Source organism: Brevibacterium antiquum, assembly GCF_016107655.1.
GTDB classification, from domain to species: Bacteria; Actinomycetota; Actinomycetes; order Actinomycetales; family Brevibacteriaceae; genus Brevibacterium; species Brevibacterium antiquum.
In genome coordinates this window covers 245052-266604 of sequence record NZ_JABASX010000007.1, presented here as the reverse complement: position 1 = coordinate 266604, position 21553 = coordinate 245052, and the positions used below count along the sequence as shown (strand labels likewise).

The following is a 21553-nucleotide window of genomic DNA, read 5'->3' as shown; positions in this document are numbered from 1 at the left end:
CATCGACGCATTCACCTCAGAGGGCGCCGTCGATGGCTGGGGCCGCGAATTCAACGGTCGTGAGGCGATCAAGGCCTGGACCAACCAGGAGTTCATCGGTGCAACCGGTACCCTCACATCCGAAGAGGTCAGCGTCAACGGCGATGAGGTCACCGTCAACCGCTCGTCACCAATGGACTTAGACTGAAAGCCCAACGGGAGGACAGTCATGTCAGGTTTGGTTGCGGCTCACGGCCCATTCGACGCGAAGATGGGTTCGCGCATGGTGGAGAGGCTCATCCATCGCGGACCACACGGTTCGGGGCACAAGAAGCTGGACGAGGCGTGGCTGGGCAGCCGCTACCTGTCGATCGTCGACCCGCAGTCCGGGGACCAGCCGCTGTCGGGCGGTGCGAATCGCGACATCTGGCTGGTCGGGGACGGCATGATCCACAACCATCGTCGTATCCGCGCCGAGGTGGGGGCGCAGCGCTTCTGCACCGAATCCGACCTCGAGGCCGCCATCGTCCTCTTCGAAGACAACGGGCCCGCCGCATTCCAGCGGCTGTGGGGCCCATTCGCGCTGGCCATCGCCAGTTCCGACGGCCGATTCGCTGTCGGCCGCGATGTGCTGGGGCTCTCGCCTCTGTACTGGGTGAAGGACGGTGGCACAGTCGTCTTCGCCTCGGAGCTCAAGGCCTTCGACAAGAGTCTGCGGCCTCACGTGGAACCCTTCCCTCCCGGGCATGTCTGGACACCGGAGGGCGGCCTCGAGGCCACCCGTGAGTTCCCCGGCACCTCGCCCGTTCTGCTGCAAAGTCGCGCACCTGACGAAGAGCCGCCGGAATGGATCTTCGATGCCATCCGTGAAACCTTCATCCGCGCGGTCGAACGCTCCCTGGCTAGTCGACAATCAGTCGGCGTGCTGCTCTCCGGTGGTGTCGATTCGAGCATCGTCACAGCAATCGCCGCTCGCCGCAGCGCCGAGGCCGGTCGCAGACTCAAGACTTTCGCCGTTGGTCTTGCCGACAGCGGCGATCTGCACGCGGCCCAACTGGTGGCCGAACACTGCGGCACCGATCATCGTGAGCTCGTCTACACCGCTGAGGATGCCATCGAGGTGGTGCCCGAGGTGATCGCCAGCCTCGAGTCCTTCGACCCGACGCTCGTCCACTCCGCCGTGCCCAACTACTTCGTCTCCCGGCTGGCGGCACGACATGTCAAGATCGTGCTGGTCGGCGAGGGAGCGGACGAGCTCTTCGCCGGGTACACGCACTACGGTCGTCACGAGGTCGGTGAGGAGCTCCACGCCGAACTGCTCGAGACACTCAAAGGGATGCACATCGGCGGACTGCAGCGGGTCGACCGGGTGGCAGGCGCACTCGGCGTTGAGCCTCGACTCCCGTTCCTCGACCTCGACGTGGTCGAGCTGGCGATGGCTCTGGCACCGGAGTGGAAACTGGTCACCGAAGACAGACCAGCCAAATGGCTGCTGCGTCGTGCCTTCGACGGTTGGCTGCCCGATGAGGTGCTGTGGAGACGCAAAGAGCAGTTCGGCGAGGGCACCGGCATGAACGACGTGCTGCGTGAGCACTACGAGTCCACGGTGACATCTCAGGAGCTCGCCGCGGAAGCCGGTGCCCTGAACCCTCCGCTGCGCACCCTTGAGGAACTCGTCTACTACCGCATGTTCACTGCCTCACTGCAAGGAGTCAATGCTCAGGCGACGGTCGGCCGGTTCGTCGACGCCTGAGGCGACAGAGGGCAGCAGGGAGACAGCGGTCAGCCGCCGATGAGTTCCTGGTCTTCAAGCCATTCCTGAGCAACGTCTTCGGGCATCTCGCCTTCGGTGTCGACGCGGCCGTTGAGCTCCATGACGACTTCGTTGGTCAGTTTCTTCGAGATCGGGGCCATGATCTTCGCGATCTCCGGATATTCGTCCAGAGTCTCCTGGCGCAGGGTCATCGCACCCTGATACTGGACGAAGAAGTCCTTGTCATCCTCAAGCACGGTCATATCGTTGGCTTTGATCCGGGCATCGGTGGAGAACACCTCACCGAACTGGCACTTCTCCCCTACCTGTGGGTAGACGAGGTTGAGGTCCAGTTCCACGACATCAGCGAACTCGAACCCATAGGCCTTCTCAAGCCCGGGCAGGCCGTCGTCACGGTTGATGAACTCGCTGGCCGCGCACACCTTCGCCTGATCCTTATGGGCGCCGATGAACTTCGCAGCATCGGACATCGTCTTCAGCCCGTTCTTCTCTGCGAAGTCGTTCTTGACCGCGATCCGATAGGTGTTCTCGAACGGTGCCGGTTCCAACCAGGCAATGCCGTTCTTCGCATCGGCCTCGGAGACGGCCTTGAACAGGTCCTTGGGCGCATCCTTCGTCGTGTGCCCCAGGATGTTCACCCAGCCGGTGCCGGTGTAGTCCCAGTAGAAGTCGACCTCATCACTCTCCAGCGCCTCTCGCACCGTGGCGCTGCCGGAGATGCCGGTCTGGTCCTCGATCGAGGCACCGGCGTCTTCGAGTGCCTTCGAGGTGATCTGCGAAAGGACCACGGATTCGGTGAATTCCTTCGAGCCCGCGGTGAGCTCGGCTCCGTCGAGAAGCCCTGCGTTGGGACTCTCTCCCCCACTGTCACCGCAACCGCTGAGCATCAGTGTGGCTACGGCGGTCGCGCCGATCAGGGTGCTGAGTATCGATTTCCTGGACATGAGTTTCCCTCTCTAGATGATCTTCTTCGAATATCGCCGCAGAGCAAGTCGTCGCTTCCTCATAAGCCTTTGGGACGCAGGAAATCTTCCGCGATGCCGGCGATGTAGTCGATGAGCAGCGCGAGCACAGCGGTGAGAGCAGCACCGACGATCTGCACGAGAACGCGGTTGGTGGACAGTCCGGCGACGATGATGTCGCCTAAGCCACCAGCGTTGATATAGGTCACCAGTGTGGCTGTGCCGACGTTGATCACCAGCGCTGTGCGCACGCCGGCCAAGATGACCGGCACCGCCAGAGGCAGCTCGAGTCGACGCAGCACCTGCATCTTCGACAGCCCCATCCCGCGCCCGGCTTCCAACACATTCGCGTCGACCTGTTCGAGGCCGACCATGGTGTTGAGCAGCACCGGGATGATCGCATAGAGCACGAGACCGACGATGGCGGCCTGGAACCCGAGGAAGAGGAAGGCCACAGCCAGCAGCACCAGGATGGCGATGGTGGGAACGGCCTGCAGGATCGTCAGCACACCGATGATGAATGGGCGGACCCGTCGGGTCAGTGGTCGTGTCAGCAGCACGCCCAGCGGCACGGCGATGATCAGCGTGACGAGCGTGGACACCGCGGTGAGCACGATATGCTCCTGCAGCGCCTCGGTGATGGAACCGACATTGAGGGAACGCTGCTCGATCGAGTCGAGGTCCCGGCTCTGCACGTAGATGAACAGGCCGAGGCAGACGAGGCCGAGGATCACCGGGACGGTGAGATAGCCCATCAGGGTCCGGCGATGGGCGGCCGACGGGGTCTGAGCGACCACTCCGGAATCGGTCCGAGGCTCAGACGACGGGGCGCTCATGATGATCCCTGTGCTGGATCGGCACCCTCCGATGCGAACTCGGTGCGCGCCTCGGCGACGGCAGAGCTCCGCATGGAGCGGATCGTCTCATTGATCTGGTCGATGTCGACCACACCCTGGTAACGACCGCGTTCATCCACGACCACCGTCACGGCGTACCGGGCGGTGACCAGTTCATTGAGGGCGTCGCTGAGAGTGGCTCGCGGTTCGATCACGGCCTGCGGCACAGAGCCGACCTGGTCGAGTCGTTTCCCTGAGCCTCTGCGGAGATCGTCCGCCCCGGCCCACCGCACGGGTCGGCCCTCATCGTCGAGGACGAGAACGGCGCTGTGGTCGGACGCAGCGAGCAGTTCGTGGGCCCGCTCGTGGGAGTCCTCGTTTGTCACTGTCGGCCAGGTGCTGAGTTCGATCTCGCTGACCCGGGAGAGGTTGAGCCGCTTCAGCGAGGCGCCGGAGCCGATGAAGTCCTTGACGAAGTCGTTCGCCGGTGCTGTGAGGATCTGCTCCGGGGTATCGTACTGGGCGATCCGAGATCCTTCCTGCAGAATCGCGATCCGATCTCCCATCTTGATCGCCTCATCGATGTCGTGGGTGACGAACACGATCGTCTTGCGGACTTCGGACTGCAGGCGCAGGAACTCGTTCTGCAACCGGTCGCGGGTGATCGGGTCAATCGCACCGAAAGGCTCGTCCATCAGCATCACGGACGGATCTCCGCCGAGTGCACGAGCAACGCCGATGCGCTGTTGCTGCCCACCGGAGAGCTGTTTGGGATAGCGGTCGCGGTACTCATCCGGGTCCATGTTCACCATCGTCATCAGCTCGTCGACACGATTGCGGACGCGTTCAGCACTCCAACCGATCAGTCTGGGAACGGTGGCGATGTTCTGACCGATAGTCATGTGCGGAAACAGGCCGACCTGCTGGATGACATAGCCTATTCGCCGACGCAGGTCATCAGCGTTGGTCGTCGTGACGTCCTGACCCTTGAGGATGATTCGGCCCGACGAAGGTTCGATGATCCGGTTGATCATCTTCATCGTGGTGGTCTTGCCGCAGCCGGACGGGCCGACGAGGACGACGATCTCACCTTCGTGGATGTCCATCGTGAGTTCGTCGACGGCATTGACCTTCTGCCCCGGGAAACGCTTGGTCAGCCCCTCGAGACGGATCATGACGCTGGGATCTGAGCCCGATACGGATGGAGTGGAGTTCGTGGTCTGGGTCATCGGATACCTCGCGAAGTGGTCAGTCTTTGAACGGCGTAGAAGATGAGATCGAACAGAACCGCCAGGATCATCACACCGACGGCTCCGGACAGCACCAGATTGACCGCGACCGGCGTTCCGACTCGAGCCAGACCGGTGAAGATCAGCTCACCGTACCCGGGACCATTGACGATCGCACCGATGGCGGCGATGCCGAGCAGTACCAGTGTGGTCACCCGGACTCCGGTGATGATGACCGGCCAGGCCAGTGGCAGCTCGATGCGCAGCAGACGTTGGCGGCGGTTGAGCCCCATGCCTTTGGCCGATTCGATGATCGCGGGGTCGACTCCGCGCAATCCGGTGATGGTATTGCGCACCACGGGCAGCAGCCCGTAGAGGACAAGCGCCAGGAGGACAGGCCGCCACCCCAGCCCGAGTGGGCTCAGCAGCAGAATGAAGAGCGCGAACGACGGGATGGTGAGGAACGAACCGGTCAGTGCCAGGGTCAGATCGCGGGCCCGCTCATGCCGATATGTCAGTACACCGAGGGCCACACCGAGAACGGTGGCGATGATCACCGCTGCACCGACGACCACGGCATGGGCGATTCCGAGCTCGAGCATGTCGTCGGCACGCTTGACGAGGAATTCCAAGAACCCCATGGGCCACCTTCCTCATCGACGATGTGTCTCGCGATTCACACAGCTTTGCAAAGTTCCAGTGTAGTTGACGAACTTCCCAGCGGAGTTCAACATAACTCCCAGGCTTGTCCCCGCTCCTGCTGTGACCGTGTCAGTAGTTCAGGCGCACGGCGGTCTCGCGCAGATAGCGGTCCACCAGCAGATACGCATCGCGTGTGAGCGCTCGCCACAGCAGCAGGGCCAGCTGCGGATCGTCGGCCTCAAGCTCTTCGATCGCTTCGGGGGTGAGCACCATGAGTTCGACGGCACCGACGGCCTTCTCGGTAGTCTCCTGTCGATCATCGCTGCCCAGAGCCAGTTCGCCGAAGGTCATACCAGCACTCAGCGTATTCAGCCGGACCCGGTCACCCTGGGGGTCGGCTGCGATGGTGTTGACCTGCCCGGAGACGATGAAGTGGACGCCTCCGAATCGCTGTCCGACGCGGCGGATGACGTCACCGTCATCGTGAGTCCGTGGTTCCATATAACTGACCAACCGGGCCCGCTGCTCCTCATCCAGTGGGGCGAGCGCGGGACTGTCCGGGGCCTGCACTCTGTTCGGCTCGCCGATGTCAGTGCCCAAGGCGGCAAGCAGCCGAGTCTCGCAGTATTCCACCGCGCCACCTCGACTCAGGAAGATCGGCACTCCGGGTTCGGCGGACAGCTGCGTGTTGTCGAGGAGACCTTGGCGCTCGATCAGCACCAGCTGACGGTTGTCGGCGGTCAGTCGACGTTCAAGGGTCTCGAGCATCTGCACGGCCAGAGTGCTGCACTCGTTGACCTGCTGCATATCGAGAACTACGAGTGTCACCTCGTCGTCCAGATCGCTGACGGCACGGACCAGTGATTCGGTGCCGGCGAAGGCCAGGTCTCCAGTGACCTCGATGATCTGGCACCTCTCATTGAAGTGCTCGAGTATCTCGGCCTGCTCCTCGGTGCGACGGATCCGCGAGGGCAGCTGGGTGATTCCCACTCCGCGCCTCACCGTCGAGTTGCCGCCGGTAGCGGCACGCACGAAGTGCATCTCCATGTCGGTGGAGAACCTGCGGCACGTCTCGGATCCACGCACGCTGCTGCCGTGCTCGTCGAGCGGTGGTGAGAAGACGGCCAGTCCCGCCTGCCCCGGAAGAACAGCGAGCGTTCCACCGCCGACTCCCGATTTCGCCGGCATGCCCACACTGCTGACCCAAGAACCGGCATCGTCGTACATTCCCGAGGTCATCATCACCGACAGCACTCGCTCGACCTGTTCGATCACGAGTGCAGTCTCACCGGTGCTCGGGTTGGTCCCGCCATTGGCCAGAGTCGCCGCCATCATTGCGAGATCCCGGCAGGTGACTTGGGCCGAGCACTGACGCAGATAGTTCTCCAGTGCCCGCGTCGGGTTGTCGTCGATGATCCCGAACGAGCTCAGCAGGTAGGCCAGCGAATGGTTGCGGTCGCTGTTGCGCATCTCAACGTCGAAGACCGCTTTGCTGCCGGAGAGTCGGCGACCCGCACATGTGGAATAGAGGTCCATAATGCGCCGCGGGGCGGACTTTCCACCGCTGCCTTTGATCATAGATACCACCGCCAGTGCTCCGGCATTGATCATCGCGTTCGCGGGCCGACCTGTCCCCGGCGCCAGCGAGATCTCGTTGAACGGGTCCCCGGAGGGCTCGACGTCGACCTTCTCATCGACCGCGTCGATTCCGTGGTCGGCCATCGCCAGACCATAGCTGAACGGCTTGGAGATCGATTGGATCGAGAAGGCCTTGTCTGAGGCGCCAACCGAGTACACATGCCCGTCGACAGTGGCCAGGCAGATGCCGAAGTCCTGCGGGTCCGGCGCACCTCCCGCGGGATGGATCGGATAGGGCGTGCCCATGAGGTTGCCGCTGACCTCGTTGAGCAGCTCCTCCAGATACTGCTGGATCGGGGATTCCATGCACCCAACTCTAAGCCAGCGAGCAACCGGTCAGTCCGATGGAATGAAGCTGTGAAGCTGATGTCGAACACTGCGCAACCGGTATCGAATGCTGTCGAGCGCCATGCAGACTGTGGCACAATGACAGCGATGCCTCAGGTGTCACGGCGGTGGGGCTCGCCGTTCCCAACCTCGGTTCTCCGACAACAGTCCCTACCTCGACCGGCGTCAGCATGCCCAGAAGGTAGGAGTTCCCATGAGCAAGGCCCCCAGCGGCGACAGCCCCGTCCATCTGCGTCTGCCCTATTTGGGACTGGCACTCATCGGCGGCACCCTCGGCACCGCCGCGCGTGAGGCGATCACGCTGGCCTTTCCGTCGACAAGCGGCATTCCGTGGGCGATCTTCGCCGTCAACGTCCTCGGCGCCTTCCTGCTCGGAGTGCTGCTTGATGCACTGGCTCGGATGGGGCCCGACGAGGGGCGCAGACGTCGATTGCGGATCCTGATCGGCACCGGATTCACGGGTGGGTTCACCACCTACAGTGCACTGGCCACGGACACGGCGAGCCTCCTCGGCGAGGGACGTGTCGGGATCGGCTATGGGCTGGGTACTGTTCTCGTCGGCGGCATTGCCACGTGGGCGGGCATCGCCGCGGCGATCGCACTGCATGGAATGCACCATGCGACGGTGACGCGGCGAACTGTCGATGCACCCCAGAGCGGTGATTCGCTATGACTGCCCTGGTCTTCATCGCACTCGCTCTGGCCGGAGGCTTAGGCGCCTCGGCGCGCATGCTCCTCGACGGCTTCATCACGTCACGCATGAGCGGCGTCATGCCGTGGGGCACAATTGCCATCAACGTCAGCGGCTCACTCGGGCTCGGCCTGCTCACCGGGTTGGTCGGCTCTCAGATTCTGTCCGAGGCGTGGCAGCTGATCATCGGCACCGGATTCCTCGGCGGATACACGACGTTCTCCACCGCGAGCTTCGAGACCATTCGCCTCGTCCAGGAGCGCAAGTGGGCCACCAGCCTGGTCAATGCCCTCGGCACGCTGGTGACGGCGACTGCGGCAGCAGGGTTAGGGCTGCGGATCGGCGGGCTTGCCTGACCGGCAGCCTGCTCCACCTGCCTGACCCACCGCCTGGACAACTTGCACGACCTCGAGTAGGAGACGGGCCCGGTTCTCCGCGGTTCCTCCGTAGGAGTCGGTGCGGGTGTTGCTCAGCGGTGAGAGGAATTCGTGGAGCAGGTGCCCATGGGCGCCGTGGACATCGAGGGCGGGTCGGCCAAGCTCTCCGCTCTCTGACCTTGCTGAGCCGTGTGAGCCCGCTGACTCCGCTGGGCCGGCCGGGCCCGCTGGTCCGTCTGAGCCGTCTGAGCCGTCGAATGCTGAGAGCGTTCTCATCGCGTCGGGCACCAACCTCGCCGCGACCTCGGCCATACTGGACACATGGGACGCTACGGATGGTTGCTTGCAGTCGGGGTCATCCTCCTCGGTGCTCTGGGGTGGGTCGGTGCCGGCAAGACGCTGGCCGACGACGACACTCAGCTGGGCCCTCCTGTCGTCGTTCCCTCCCCGACAGCTGCCGACACACCCTCTGCGCCATCTGCGCCCAGTGACGAGCCGACCCTCGACACTTCTCAACGCCCGTCCCCACAGCCATCGGATTCGGCCGATACCGCCGGAACGGCCAAGAGCCCGGGCGGCAGCGATGGCAGTCACTCGTCTTCGAAGGCTCGGGATGCGTCGAGCGACTCCCACGGTGCCGATCGGATCAAGCCCGGGCCACCCAGGACCGCCGGCGACGATGACGATGACAGCGACGACGACAGCGACGACGACGATGACCACGACGACGACAGCGATGACGACGACTTGGATGATGACGACGATGACGACTGAGCTGCTCGGGGATGTGAATGTCTGAGGTTGGCCGTGGAGTGACCGCTCGAACACGAATACTGGGGTGGATTCTGCTCATCCTCACCATTGCCGTGTCCATCATCGTCCTCACCACCGCTCGCGCAGAGCTCTCCCGGGTCAAGCTCCAGGCACACGCTGAGCTGCAGCACGAAACGGAGAAGTTCCGCGATTTCGCGAGCATTCCGAACCCGGCTGACGGCAAGCCCTACAGCTCTGTCGAGGCGTTGATGACCAGCCATCTGCAGAACAACCTGCCCGAACATTCGGAGACCTTCTTCAGCATCATCGACGGGAAGGAGGACCAGCGAAGTGTCGACACCCCACCCTTCCGCCTCGACCAGGATGCCGATTTCGTGGCTCAGGCCGCCGAGGTGACGACCCCCGAATTCGCCGATCGCTCCACGCCTGCCGGCCCGGTGACCTATGCGGTCGTCCCCGTCCAACTGGAGGGCAGCTCGCAGGCGGGGCAGTTGGTCATCGTCGAATACCTCACCCCCGAATACGACGAGGCGTGGGCGACGATCTGGACGATGACGATCATCGCCGTCATCGCCCTGATCATGGCGGGCTTCTTCGGCTGGCTGGTCGCCGGACGGGTGCTCTCGCCGATCAGGCAGCTGAGCGAAACGGCCTCGCGCATCGGCGAAGAGGATCTCAGCAGAAGGATCGAGGTCACGGGCAATGACGATGTCGCCCACCTCGGCGTGACCTTCAATCGGATGCTCGACCGACTCGAATCCGGGTTCGACGGCCAGCGCCAGTTCCTCGACGATGCCGGGCACGAACTGCGCACCCCGATCACGGTCGTCCGAGGCCACCTCGACGTCATGGGCGATGATCCCCAGGACCGCGAACACACTCTCGACCTCGCCGGCGATGAGCTGCGACGCATGTCCCGGCTCGTCGACGAACTCATCATGCTGGCCGGCAGCGAACGCCCGGACTTCCTCGTACCCGCGACGACGGACCTCACCGATCTGGTGTTCGAGAGTTTCTCCAAGGCCACCGCCTTGGGGACCCGCCACTGGATCATCGACGCCACCCCGGAGGCATTCGGCGTCGTCGACGAGCAGCGACTGACTCAGGCACTGCTGCAGTTGGCGGCCAACAGCATCGACCATACGGACGTCGACGACACCATCGCCTTCGGCGGCCGCACGACCGAGGACGCCATTGAGCTGTGGGTCCGTGACACAGGCACCGGCGTGGCCGAAGAGGACCTGGAGCGCATCTTCGAACGCTTCGCCCGCAGCAAGAGGACCAAACACGGCAGAGTCGGAACCGGTCTGGGACTGACGATCGTCGACCGCATCGCCAAGGCCCACGATGGTACGGTCTCAGTCAGCTCGGTGGAAGGCGAAGGATCAACCTTCGTCGTGGAACTGCCATGGCGCCACCCGGAAGAGGAGGAGAGGTGACCCGCATTCTCATCGTCGAAGACGAAGAACGCATCGCATCGTTCGTGGAGAAGGGGCTGAACGCCGAAGGTTACGCAACCGAGATCGCCGACGACGGATACGCCGCGGTCGAACTCGTGCGCACCGGACTCTTCGACCTCGTCATCCTCGACCTGGGCCTGCCCGGTCTGGACGGATTCAGCGTGCTGCGACTGATCCGCGGCGAGGGTCTCGACCTCCCGGTCGTCATCCTCACCGCCCGGGAATCGACCGAGGACACTGTCGCCGGATTGTCCGGAGGCGCCGATGACTACATGAGCAAGCCCTTCTCCTTCGACGAGCTGCTGGCTCGCGTCCGCCTTCGGCTGCGGCCCTCGGGACCGCAGAACCCGAGTGTGCTCAGGGCCGGCGACCTCGCCCTCGACATCCACACCCGAAGGGCCCTGATCGGTGAGCGCGTGGTCGAGCTCAGCTCTCGCGAATTCACACTGCTCGAAACCTTCCTCCACCACCCCGATCAGGTGCTCAGTCGCGCCCAACTGCTCAGCCGGGTGTGGGGCCTCGACTTCGATCCGGGCTCGAACGTCGTCGACGTCTACGTGAGGTACCTGCGGGAGAAGCTCGGCCATAACACCATCGAGACCATTCGCGGTGCGGGATATCGGCTGCGCATCGACAGCTGAGACCTCATGAAACCTCGGCTCAGGTAAAGATGAGGGAGTTCTCATCTTCACCTCATGGTTGTCTTACGCGGGCGCGACATTCTTGGGAATGAACGTCATCAAGGAGGAAAAATGTCGCTTGTTCTCGCATTGGCCACTGACCTGGTCGCCATAGTCATCCTGGCCTACGTCCTGTACTTCCGTCGGCATCGTCGCCGCGATCTGCTGCTGTCCTATGTGGCGCTGAATATAGGTGTCGTGGCGGTGACACTGGCACTCGGTTCGGTCGAGGTCGGCGTCGGACTGGGCATGGGGCTCTTCGGCATCCTCTCGATCATCCGCCTTCGCTCGGATCAGATCACCCAGCAGGAGATCGCCTACTACTTCACGGCTCTCGCGCTCGGCCTTCTGGCCGGTCTGCATCCCGACCCGGCCTGGCTGACGCCGACGCTCTCTGCCCTGGTCCTGGTCGCCATCGCCGTGCTCGACAGTCCCATGGTGGCATCCTCGACTCACCGTCACACTCTGACCGTAGACCGGGCGATCACCGACCAGGACGAGCTCATCGAGCACTTGAAGGCCATGTTCAGCGCCGACACCGTCAGGGTCGAGGTCCTCGACATCGACTTGGTGCGTGATACCACGCTGGTCGATGTGCGCTACAAGACCAAGCCGCACCGTAGGTCACAGGCCCCTCATTCGCCTCTGACGCCTCAGAGTGCGGCCGGCGCGCGCCGCGAGCATTCGGTGGAGCTGCAATGAAGACGGCCAATGCCTCCACCGCCGAGGTGATTCCGGGGATGCCCGCATCCCGCGTGGATTTCATCGACTCGAGCACACCAGATACCCTCGGTCACCTCGATGTCTCCGATGTTCTCGAAGTTTCGGATGATCTCGATGCTCAGCTGCTGCGCATGGACCCGATCTCCCTGGAAGAGCTCAATGTCCAGGCGCGTCTGATGACGCGTGTCGATCGGAAGTACTTTCTTCCTCGGGCGCTGTTCGTCGAACTGCTGCAGGCCACCGAGGATGACTTCAGCGTGTTGGAGATCGGGGCCAAGAGACGGTTCGAGTACCGGACCGTCTACTTCGACTCACCGGAGTTCCGGTTCTTCCGCGACCACGTCCAGGAACGTCGCCACCGGTACAAGGTGCGGACCAGAACCTATGTGGAGACAGGCACTTGCCACCTCGAGGTCAAGTCGAAGGGCTACCGGGGCCAGACAGTGAAGGAAAGGATTCCTCATCCCCTCGACACCCCCGGATCGCTGTCGGAGACCGACGTCGGGTTCATCGATTCGATCATCGGCGGCGACTCGCACCGACAGGTCTCTGCCGACAGTCTGGCGCCGGTGCTCGAGACCATCTACGACCGGATCACTCTGTGTCACGACCATCAGCGGCTGACCTGTGACCTCAACATCCGGGCGATCAACGGCTCCGAGGCTCACGACGGTCCAGATGACGTCCTCGTCGAAACCAAGTCGGCAGGCGGGGGCGGGATCTGGGACGCCCTGCTCAAACAGCACGGCATCCGACCGCATAAGGTCAGCAAATACTGCGTGGCCGCCTCACTGCTCTACCCGGAGCTGCCGAGCAACCCTTGGAAACAGACGATCAAACGCTATTTCACATGAGTTCGGGGCCACAGGCGATCGCCTGTGGCCCCGACTCTGAGCTGCAGCGGAAGAGTCCCTACTCCCCTGCCGCAATCGCATCGATGGCAGCCGGGTCGGACGATCGCAGGAACTCTTCGATACGAGCAGCCTCTTCGCCTTCACCGATCGCACCGGCGGCACGGCCGAGGGCATTGAGCGCGCGGAGGAATCCGCGGTTGATCTCGTGCTTCCACGGGATCGGACCGGAACCGCGCCAGCCGGCGGCACGCAGGGAATCGAGTCCACGGTGGTAGCCGACGCGAGCGTAGGCGTAGGAGTCGACGAGGCGACCCTCGCCGTGGGCCTCGTCGGCAAGGATCGCCCAGGCCAGTGAGGAGGCCGGCAGTCCGGCGACGATGTCGATGGGCTCCTCACCGGCGTCGAGGCGCTTCTTCGCTTCGACGTCGGCGTGGTCGTCGGGCAGGTAGGTTGGCTGGGGGCCCAGCTGAGAGGCGTCGAGGTTCCCGATGTGCGATGGGTTGCCGATGGGCTGTGTCATGTCATCTCCTGATCATTGGTCTGGTGCAGGGTTTCAGTTGGACTTCACTTCTGAGGGCTGGATGGAATACGGGTTGGTGCTCAGGGCTCCGTAGATCCCAGCGTCGGCGAGTTCCTTCAGCTGCTTCTCGTCCTTGACTCCGGTGCCCCAGACCTTGAGATTCGACTCGGTCCAGGTGCTCACCGCATCAGGTTCGACGGCAACCATGCTGTAACCCGACTTCTCCAAGTCCTCGGGCGAACTTGAGGAATAGTCACCGGTGAACATCACAGCCACCTCGGCGTCGGATGCGGCCTTGGCGACCTCGGCATCATCGGTGCGCACGATCGTCGAATCGGCGATGTCCGCCTCGGCGATCTTCTTCAGCACCGGGCCTGCGATCTCGGGCGAATCGACGGCGGGCATGAGCACGGTGTCTCCGGCCATCTCATCGACCATCTGGTCCCAGGTGATGGGTTCGCCCGGTGAGGTGTTCTTGCGCGGCGGCTTGATGTCCTGACTCAGGAACGAATCACGATCCAGCGAGGCCAGGTCGTCCTTGAGCTCCATCGCCTTGGGCGCGGACTTCGGATCCGCGGCGACGATGGTGCCATCGCCCAGTTCCGACAGGGTCGGTGCGGGCAGGTAACCGAACTTCGCATTCTCGGTGAAGGCGAATTTGGAGTTCGCCGGGTACACTTCGGAACCGCCGTCGAGGGCGGCGACCGCGGGCTTGTTGAGCGAGTCCACGGTCAGGCGATCCTTGCTGCTGAACATGTTGAACCCGAGGACAGCGACGACTGCGATGACGACGATGATGCCGGCCCACAGCGGTGCGTTGAAACTCTTCGGCGCCGGACGCTCGGGCACCGGAGCGCGTCCGGTCTCGAACGGCTCGTCGGCAGGCTGTTCGCTGCGTGCCTGTGCGCGAGTGTTCTGTTCATGTTCGCTGCGACCGTACCGACGATTCTTCTTGCTCAACGACTGCCGTCCTTCGTCGATCCGGCCCCGGTGACCAGTCCCCGCAGGAAACCGGCACCCCAGCACAGGTGCATGGTGGGCAGGATGAGGCCGAACCAGGCGCGTTCGCGTCGTCCACAGTCCTTGGCCGCCGAGGCGGTCGCGAGGATTGCCGACACGTATCCCAGGCTGGGGACGTGGACCAGAGAGGTGAAGCGGCGCAGGAATTTCGGCCATGCCTTCGTCCGCCCCGTGAGCTGCAGGAGGGCTTCGATGACGCTGGCGCCCATCCCGAGGACGAGCACCGGTGGCGCGAAGTAGCGCAGCGAGTTGGCCGATCCGTAGCGACGGATGAGTTCAGCACGCCAGATGCCGGTGGCCCAGAACTGCTGGGCGATCTTCGACCAGGAGTCACGTGGCCAGTAGGTGACCTCCATTTCCGGGTTGAACCAGATGCGCCCGCCTGCGGTGCGGATACGCAGGTTGAGTTCCCAGTCCTGTCCGCGTTTGATGCCTTCATCGAATCCGCCGAGGTGGTCGAATACCTCACGTCGGTAGACGCCGAGGTAGGCCGACTCGGCCTCGCCCGCTTCGTCACCGGAATGGTAGGAGGGGCCGCCGAGTCCGACCGGAGACATGTAGGCCCGGGCGACAGCCTTCTGGAAGGAAGTCCGACCGCGGGCGAGCATGAGCCCGCCGCAGTTCGCGGCCTTGGTCTGACGCAGGGTGTCGATGGCCTGCTTCGTATAGTCGGTGCGCAGCCCGGAGTGTGCGTCCACGCGGATGATCACCGGGTGATGAGTCGCGGCGATGGCCAGGTTGAGGCCGATCGGCGTAGCCGCCTGCGGATTGTCGACGGTCTGGATCCGTGGATCGTTCGCCGCCATGTCCGCGATGATCCGGTTCGTGTCGTCGGTCGAGGGCCCGAGGGCAAGGACGATTTCCTTGTCTCCCTCGTAGTCCTGGGCCAGGATCGTGGTGATCGCTTTGGCGATGTGCTCGGCCTCGTTGAGCACCGGCATGATGAAGGAGACACCAGGGCGTTCGGCCAACGGCGGCAGACCCTCCGGGGTCAGGATCTCAAGAATTTTCGACACGCCTTCAATCTTGTCATATCGCCTGTCTCTCAGCTTCAAGGGTCCAATCAGGATTGGTTCCCTCTCGTCTTTAGAGTCCGCTTGAGTCGGATGCGTCTTCGGACGGCTCTGTCTGCTTGTCCCTGATAACAATGCTTTGCCGATATTGTTCGGCAGGAGCATCGAGGGTGTATTCCACGACTTCGACCTTCTGATTTTGCAGTGCCGATAACACTTGTTCAGGTGTGACTGCGAAGTACTCACGCCGAAGATTGATTCGGTTGATCCGCTCAGACGAAAACGTCTGATGAAGCATCGTCTCGATGCCAACTGCATCGCTCGAGAAGAAGAGCGCGTGAACGTCGAACGTAAAAGGGACTGATGCGTCGCCTAGTTCACGCACTCGGTCCATTGGGTCCAGACGCCGGGTCATGCCGATCTTGACCACGTTTTTCCCAAATGAACCGACATTCGAAATGACATAAACGTACCCGGCCCTTGTATTTGCGGCACGGTAATCTACGTCGGCGATTGAATGCTCAACATCCTGCAGCTGGGAGAGTGCACGCTCCAGGCCTTCAGAGTCGCCTCGATCGCGCATTGCATCGGCGAGGTTCTGGTAGTGCATCTGCTCTTTCAGCAAATCAGCACGTTTGGCCTTGAACTCAGCTTCCGCTTTTTTCTCTTCCCTGAGTTGCGTGCGACGCTCTCGCTCAAGCTCTTTCTCCCGGGCTTTGACTTGCAGATGTCGGTTGGCCAGTTCAATTTCCGACAGCCTCAATCGGTGGTATTCCTCCACGATATGCAGGTCGATCATCTGACCATTGCGCTCGACCTGTTCGCGAGCCTTCGACAGGCGCTTCGTACACGACTCAAGATTTCCGGCCTTTGCCGACTTCACCGCATTCTCCGCTTCGGCGTTATACGCACGAAGTAGGAGCTTCGACATGTTCTTGAGAAAGCGGCTCCCCTGACTCTTCGAATTGTTGAAGGTGAAACCGCTGGTCACCGTAGTCGCCGAATTCGACCGAACCATGCTCTTGTAGCGGGTACGAACTTGGTCCAGGTCCGCAGAAATCTGGACGGAGCTCTCAGCCGGATGCTCGAAATCAAACAATCCGAAATCCTGAACTTCTGCTTCAGCTCGGATATCGACGAGCTGTTTCTGCTCATCGGATATGAGCCCTCGCGTGGTTTCGAGCGATCTCTGCGCGACTTCCAGTTCAGATCTGATCGCCGTCAGCTCTCTCTGATGTGACTGCTCGATCTCCTCAGTTCGCTCGATCGTCTCCTTCTCGACCTGCTGAGCGCTCACGGCTCCGTCTATGTTGTTTTGGCGAATCCAATGGTTCAGCTCATCGAGCTCTTCTTGCAGTTCCCGAGCACGTCGTTTGCCGTTGAAGAGTCCGATCTTTTCGCTCGTGACTTCCGCTGCGTTGCTGCGCACGGGTTGGGACTGCGCCTGTTCTTGACGAGGCGTATCTTCGGTCGGTCCAGATTGACCCACGTCCGGGGGCGGTTGAGTGCTCGTTGGCTGAAGTGGCTGCTGCAAGCGTGGGGGCTGCTGAGGCTGCCGTGGCTGCGCGTGAGGTGTCCAACGCACGCCATCGAACCATCTGACCAGGGTGTTGTTTCCCGGGTCGACATACCAACCGGGAGGAGGAGCACTACTCATGTAGACATCTAAGCACAAGATCAGGTTCGCCCCGACCTCTTGACGAATGGGAAGGACGCGCTTTCCGAAACGATGGCCCGTCAGGCGAATCGCGCCTACAGCTTGTGCGACAAGACACACTCCCGTATATTTCCAACGTAGGACATCATACGTCTTATGTATAAGTCGGGATTTGGCACTGACGCACTCCCGTTCGGTCTTATTGTGGAGGAGGGAGCATGGACGCTCCGGGACTCGGCGGCCTGAATTGGGCCGTGATCATCATCTATCTGCTGGCCACGCTGGGAATCGGGGTCTGGTTCACCCGTAGGGCGAGCGCCGGAACCGATTCCTTCTTCAAGGCCAACGGCCGCATTCCGGCGTGGGCGGCAGGCTTCAGCATCTATGCCACAACCCTGTCGGCCATCACCTACATGTCCACGCCTGAACAGTCCTTCCTCACGGACTGGTCCTATGCTGCGGGCAACATCGCCATCTTCGCGATCGTGCCTCTGCTCGTCCTGTTCTACATCCCCTTCTTCCGCAAGCTCGACGTCACCACCGCCTACGAATACCTAGAAGAGCGCTTCGGGCCCACCATCCGCATCCTCGGATCACTCCTGTTCGTGCTCTTCCACATCGGACGTGTGGCCATCGTCATCTATCTGCCCACACTGGCCATCAGCTCGGTCACCGATATCAGCCCTGTGGTCGTCGCCGCCGCGGTCGGCGTTCTGTCCGTGGTCTACACCTTCCTCGGCGGCATCGAAGGCGTCATCTGGTCAGATGTGGTCCAGGGCATCATCCTCCTCGTCGGCGCCGCCGTGATCCTCGTCTTCGGCATCGCCGCGCTCGACGGGGGGCTGGCCACGGTGGCCGCCGACGCGGCCGCGGATGACAAGTTCATCTCGGCCGACAACTGGAAGTTCGGCGGCGCGGCAGCGGCCATCCCGATCGTCTTCCTCGGCTCCGTCTTCAACAATCTCCACCAATACACCGCCAGCCAGGACGTGGTACAGCGCTACCAGACGACCGACTCTCCCAAGAGCACGATCCGATCCCTCATCGTCAACGGATTCCTCGCCCTCCTGACGATTCCTCTGTTCTACGGAATCGGCACAGTCCTCTACAGCTATTACCAACATGCCGAGGCTCTCCCCGAGGGATTCAACACCTCGGCCCTGGTGCCCTACTTCGCCGTCACCGCACTTCCGGCGGGTATCTCGGGTCTGCTGATCGCCGCGATCTTCGCGGCCGCCCAGTCGACGATCTCCTCGAGCCTGAATTCGATCTCTGCCTGCGTCACCGTCGACATCAGGGATCGGTTCTTCCCACCCAAGAGCGGTATTGCCCGCACCGGTGTCGGCTTCTCCCGACTCGTCATCGTCATCGTCGGAGCACTCTCGGTCGGAGTCGCCCTCTACCTGTCGGCCACGGACCAGGCCCAGACCTGGGACCTCTTCCTGTCCATCACCGGACTCTTCGGGGTCCCCCTCGCCGGTGTCTTCGCGCTCGGCATCTTCACCAAACGTGCCAACAGCGCCGGAGTCCTCAGCGGCCTCATCCTTGGCGCCGCCGTCGCCTGGTACGTCCAGGACGTCGCGGGTCTGACACCCTTCGCCGTCTCGGCCGTCGCCTTCATCGGCGCCGTCGTCTTCGGGTATGTCATCTCCCTGTTCACCGGATCCCGGCAGCCACACACCGACCACGACGTGACCGCACTGACGATCTACGGCAAACGTGACCAGTACACACGTCGCATCCCATCCTCCCCGGCGACAGCCTCGGCGGGGGCAAGCAGCACCACCAAGCAAGGACACGAACATGAATGAGTTCCACGGCATCATCCCTCCACTCCTGACCCCGCGCACCGAGCGCGGAGAGCTGGACCGCGAGGGCACCGCCTCCCTCGTCGACCACCTCATCGAGGGCGGAGTGCACGGCATCTTCGCGCTCGGCTCCTCGGGTGAGGTCCCCTATCTCACGTCGAGCGAACGCGACCAAGTGCTGAGCACGGCCATCGAGGCCGCCAAGGGGCGGACCCCAGTTCTGGTCGGGATCAGTGAACAGACGACGGGCCGAGTCCTCGACGAGGCGAAGCGCCTGCTGTCGATCGGTGGTGACGCCGCCGTCGTCACCACCCCCTTCTACGCACTCTCCGATGCGGCCGAGATCGAACAGCACTTCCGCACGGTCGCCGAACACCTCGATGTTCCGGTCTTCGCCTACGACGTCCCTGTGCGAACCCACACGAAGCTGCCGCACGAGGTCACGGTCCGACTCGCCAAAGAGGGCGTCCTCGCCGGAGTCAAGGACTCCTCGGCCGATGACGTGTCCTTCCGTCGCCTGCTCATCGAGACCAAGGACCAGCCCGACTTCGCGGTCTTCACCGGCCACGAGGTGGTCGCCGACGGTGCGCTGCTCGGCGGCGCCGCCGGAATCGTTCCGGGACTGGGCAATGTGGACCCGGCCGGATACGTTCGCCTCTACGACGCCGCCCGTGCCGGCGACTGGGCCGCCGTCGTAGACGAACAGGATCGCCTGGCACGACTGTTCCAGATCACCGCCGCCCCCACTCCCGGACGCGTCTCCCCCGGTGCCGCAGGCCTCGGCGCCTTCAAGACGGCCCTGCAGCTCATGGGTGTCATCGGCTCCAACCGCATGGCCGAGCCGATGCTCGCACTCGATGCAGAGGAGACCAACCGCGTCAGGGAGGTCATCTCCGCCGAGGGGCTTCTGTGACCTCAGCTGCCATCGTCGCCGTCGATGTCGGAGGCACGAAGATCCGTGCCGGCTGTGTCATCGATGGCGTCCTCGATCACCTCCTTCAGGTGCCGACGCCTGCCCGTGCGGGGAGTTCGGCAATTCTGGACTCCATCGCCGAGGTGGTCCGCGGAGTCATCCGCGACACCGAGGAGTCGCTCGGTGCCGGGATGGTTCACCGTTGGAGGGTCGGGATTGGGTCTGCGGGAGTCATCGACCCGGAGTCCGGGACCGTCGTCTCCGCCACCGATTCCCTCGTTGGTTGGGCCGGGACCCAGGTGAGCGCTGGGCTCAACGATCGCCTCGGTCTCGAGACGCGAGTCGTCAACGATGTGCACGCTCATGCGCTCGGCGAATCCTGCGCGGGGGCGGCCAGAGGAAGCCGCAGCTCGCTGCTCGTCGCCGCGGGCACGGGCATCGGCGGTGGCTTCATCACCGGGGGCCGTCTGCTCACCGGCCGGAACTCTGCGGCAGGACACATCGGTCACCTTCCCGTCGCCGCAGCCCAGGGGCTGCCCTGCCCCTGCGGGAGTGAAGGGCATGTGGAGGCGATCGCCTCGGGCCCGGCCGTGCTCGGCGCTTATCGACAAAATGGCGGCAGCGCGGAGGTGTCCTCGACCCGTGAACTGACCGAGGTCGCACACTCCGGGGATGTCATCGCCAATGAGGTATTTGCGCAGGCCGGAGCGGCACTCGGCTCGGTTCTGGGCGGATTGGCCAATGTGCTCTCTCCCGACGTGATCGTCATCGGCGGCGGCCTTGCCGGCAGCGGCGAGCTGTGGTGGAGGCCTTTGCGCCAGGCGTTCGACCGCGAACTCATCCCCGCTGTCAGCGGTCTTGCCCTGCGGCAGGCACAATTGGGACAAGACGCCGCCCTCATCGGCGCCGCGAGCCTGTGGTCAGACGAGATGACCAGGACGCTGACCAGCAAGGAGCCTCAGTGATGTTCACTAAGCAGGAGATCCTCGATACCCTGCGCGGAGGTCTCATCGTCTCGGCCCAGGCCTACCCGGGCGAGCCCATGCGGGATCCTCGTACCATGGCTCAGGTTGCGGCCTCCGCTGTGCGCGGCGGTGCGGCCGCCGTGCGCATCCAGGGCATCAGCGACATCCAGGCCACATGCTCTGCTGTCGAGACTCCTATCATCGGTCTGTGGAAGGACGGTTCCTCCGACGTCGTCATCACACCGACCTATCAGCACGCCCACGCCGTGGCCCTGGCCGGGGCTCATGTGGTCGCCCTTGACGGCACTCGCCGCCAACGCCCGGACGGATTGACCTTGGCGCAGACCATCGCCCGCCTGCATACGGAGACGAACTCCCTGGTCATGGCCGATTGCGGCAGTTTCGAGGATGCACGCGGTGCAGCCGAAGCCGGTGCAGATCTCATCGGCACCACCCTGGCCGGCTACTCAGGCGAGCGCCCGAAGACCACGGGACCCGACCTCGAACTCCTTGCCGAGATCCGGGACGCGGAGCTGGGACCGATGCTTGTGGCCGAAGGCCGCATCCATTCACCGGCCGATGCAGCAGCGACCTTGACCGCCGGCGCCGAGGCTGTGGTCGTGGGCACAGCGATCACCCACCCGACGACGATCACGTCCTGGTTCGTCGACGCCTGCGAGCCTCGCTGAC

22 protein-coding genes are annotated in these 21553 nt (G+C 63.2%); 12 read left to right on the top strand and 10 right to left on the bottom strand.

Features of this window, described 5'->3' with window-relative positions; genetic code table 11:
• Positions 1-208: 208 nt before the first annotated feature.
• Positions 209-1732, top strand: a complete 1524-nt coding sequence (locus tag JFC13_RS13650; RefSeq protein WP_198397615.1) for an asparagine synthase-related protein — start codon at positions 209-211, stop codon at positions 1730-1732.
• Positions 1733-1761: 29 nt separating this feature from the next.
• Here the strand turns inward: JFC13_RS13650 and JFC13_RS13645 are convergent, their stop codons facing one another.
• The 5 genes from JFC13_RS13645 to glsA all read right to left on the bottom strand — a co-directional run bounded on the left by JFC13_RS13645 (position 1762) and on the right by glsA (position 7366).
• Positions 1762-2697, bottom strand: coding sequence for an ABC transporter substrate-binding protein (locus JFC13_RS13645; protein ID WP_198397614.1), 936 nt, complete (start codon positions 2695-2697; stop codon positions 1762-1764).
• 59 nt (positions 2698-2756) lie between these two features.
• Complete coding sequence (locus JFC13_RS13640; RefSeq protein WP_198397613.1) at positions 2757-3551, bottom strand: ABC transporter permease; 795 nt, start codon at positions 3549-3551, stop codon at positions 2757-2759.
• Entirely contained in the window at positions 3548-4780 is a 1233-nt protein-coding gene (locus JFC13_RS13635; protein WP_198397612.1) for an ABC transporter ATP-binding protein, read from the bottom strand. Before JFC13_RS13635 ends, JFC13_RS13640 begins: the two co-directional genes overlap by 4 nt.
• Positions 4777-5421, bottom strand: coding sequence for an ABC transporter permease (locus JFC13_RS13630; protein ID WP_198397611.1), 645 nt, complete (start codon positions 5419-5421; stop codon positions 4777-4779). The genes JFC13_RS13635 and JFC13_RS13630 overlap by 4 nt, the downstream gene beginning before the upstream one ends.
• A gap of 130 nt (positions 5422-5551) precedes the next feature.
• Positions 5552-7366: a glutaminase A gene (gene glsA, locus JFC13_RS13625; RefSeq protein WP_198397610.1), complete on the bottom strand. Its 1815-nt coding sequence runs from the start codon at positions 7364-7366 to the stop codon at positions 5552-5554.
• A 235-nt stretch (positions 7367-7601) separates the two neighbouring features.
• On the opposite strand from glsA, the gene JFC13_RS13620 reads away from it, so the two are divergent.
• Entirely contained in the window at positions 7602-8081 is a 480-nt protein-coding gene (locus tag JFC13_RS13620; RefSeq protein WP_198397609.1) for a fluoride efflux transporter FluC, read from the top strand.
• Positions 8078-8455 (top strand): fluoride efflux transporter CrcB, encoded by a 378-nt coding sequence (crcB, locus tag JFC13_RS13615; RefSeq protein WP_198397608.1) that lies wholly within the window; start codon positions 8078-8080, stop codon positions 8453-8455. Before JFC13_RS13620 ends, crcB begins: the two co-directional genes overlap by 4 nt.
• Here the strand turns inward: crcB and JFC13_RS20040 are convergent.
• Positions 8426-8788, bottom strand: a complete 363-nt coding sequence (locus JFC13_RS20040; RefSeq protein WP_408610771.1) for an oxidoreductase — start codon at positions 8786-8788, stop codon at positions 8426-8428. The genes crcB and JFC13_RS20040 overlap by 30 nt on opposite strands.
• A gap of 9 nt (positions 8789-8797) precedes the next feature.
• Here JFC13_RS20040 and JFC13_RS13605 point away from each other — a divergent pair, with 9 nt between their 5' ends.
• The 5 genes from JFC13_RS13605 (at position 8798) to JFC13_RS13585 (ending at position 12967) form a co-directional block, all read left to right on the top strand.
• Entirely contained in the window at positions 8798-9250 is a 453-nt protein-coding gene (locus JFC13_RS13605) for a hypothetical protein (protein ID WP_198397607.1), read from the top strand.
• 38 nt (positions 9251-9288) lie between these two features.
• Positions 9289-10689, top strand: coding sequence for a sensor histidine kinase (locus JFC13_RS19925; protein WP_198397606.1), 1401 nt, complete (start codon positions 9289-9291; stop codon positions 10687-10689).
• Positions 10686-11351, top strand: a complete 666-nt coding sequence (locus tag JFC13_RS13595; protein ID WP_198397605.1) for a response regulator transcription factor — start codon at positions 10686-10688, stop codon at positions 11349-11351. Before JFC13_RS19925 ends, JFC13_RS13595 begins: the two co-directional genes overlap by 4 nt.
• 111 nt (positions 11352-11462) lie before the next feature.
• Positions 11463-12092, top strand: a complete 630-nt coding sequence (locus JFC13_RS13590; RefSeq protein WP_198397604.1) for a DUF4956 domain-containing protein — start codon at positions 11463-11465, stop codon at positions 12090-12092.
• On the top strand, positions 12089-12967 hold the full coding sequence (locus tag JFC13_RS13585; protein WP_198397603.1) for a polyphosphate polymerase domain-containing protein: 879 nt from the start codon (positions 12089-12091) through the stop codon (positions 12965-12967). The genes JFC13_RS13590 and JFC13_RS13585 overlap by 4 nt, the downstream gene beginning before the upstream one ends.
• Before the next feature lie 58 nt (positions 12968-13025).
• Here JFC13_RS13585 and JFC13_RS13580 read toward each other — a convergent pair whose 3' ends face one another.
• From JFC13_RS13580 to JFC13_RS19920, 4 genes are all read right to left on the bottom strand, one after another.
• Entirely contained in the window at positions 13026-13487 is a 462-nt protein-coding gene (locus JFC13_RS13580; protein ID WP_198397602.1) for a DUF3151 domain-containing protein, read from the bottom strand.
• Between the two features lie 33 nt (positions 13488-13520).
• Positions 13521-14447, bottom strand: coding sequence for a hypothetical protein (locus JFC13_RS13575; protein WP_198397601.1), 927 nt, complete (start codon positions 14445-14447; stop codon positions 13521-13523).
• Positions 14444-15523, bottom strand: a complete 1080-nt coding sequence (locus JFC13_RS13570) for a glycosyltransferase family 2 protein (RefSeq protein ID WP_198397600.1) — start codon at positions 15521-15523, stop codon at positions 14444-14446. The genes JFC13_RS13575 and JFC13_RS13570 overlap by 4 nt, the downstream gene beginning before the upstream one ends.
• 70 nt (positions 15524-15593) lie before the next feature.
• Entirely contained in the window at positions 15594-17177 is a 1584-nt protein-coding gene (locus JFC13_RS19920; RefSeq protein WP_408610770.1) for a DUF4041 domain-containing protein, read from the bottom strand.
• 218 nt (positions 17178-17395) lie between these two features.
• On the opposite strand from JFC13_RS19920, the gene JFC13_RS13560 reads away from it, so the two are divergent.
• From JFC13_RS13560 to JFC13_RS13545, 4 genes are read left to right on the top strand one after another with little or no spacing between them, the layout of a single operon-like run.
• Positions 17396-18988 carry a sodium:solute symporter gene (locus JFC13_RS13560; RefSeq protein WP_198397598.1) on the top strand — a complete coding sequence of 531 codons (1593 nt, stop codon included), beginning with the start codon at positions 17396-17398 and terminating at the stop codon, positions 18986-18988.
• Positions 18981-19898: a dihydrodipicolinate synthase family protein gene (locus JFC13_RS13555; protein ID WP_198397597.1), complete on the top strand. Its 918-nt coding sequence runs from the start codon at positions 18981-18983 to the stop codon at positions 19896-19898. The genes JFC13_RS13560 and JFC13_RS13555 overlap by 8 nt, the downstream gene beginning before the upstream one ends.
• Complete coding sequence (locus tag JFC13_RS13550; protein ID WP_332839415.1) at positions 19895-20863, top strand: ROK family protein; 969 nt, start codon at positions 19895-19897, stop codon at positions 20861-20863. Before JFC13_RS13555 ends, JFC13_RS13550 begins: the two co-directional genes overlap by 4 nt.
• Positions 20863-21552 carry an N-acetylmannosamine-6-phosphate 2-epimerase gene (locus tag JFC13_RS13545; protein ID WP_198397596.1) on the top strand — a complete coding sequence of 230 codons (690 nt, stop codon included), beginning with the start codon at positions 20863-20865 and terminating at the stop codon, positions 21550-21552. Before JFC13_RS13550 ends, JFC13_RS13545 begins: the two co-directional genes overlap by 1 nt.
• The last annotated feature ends 1 nt before the right edge of the window (position 21553 follow it).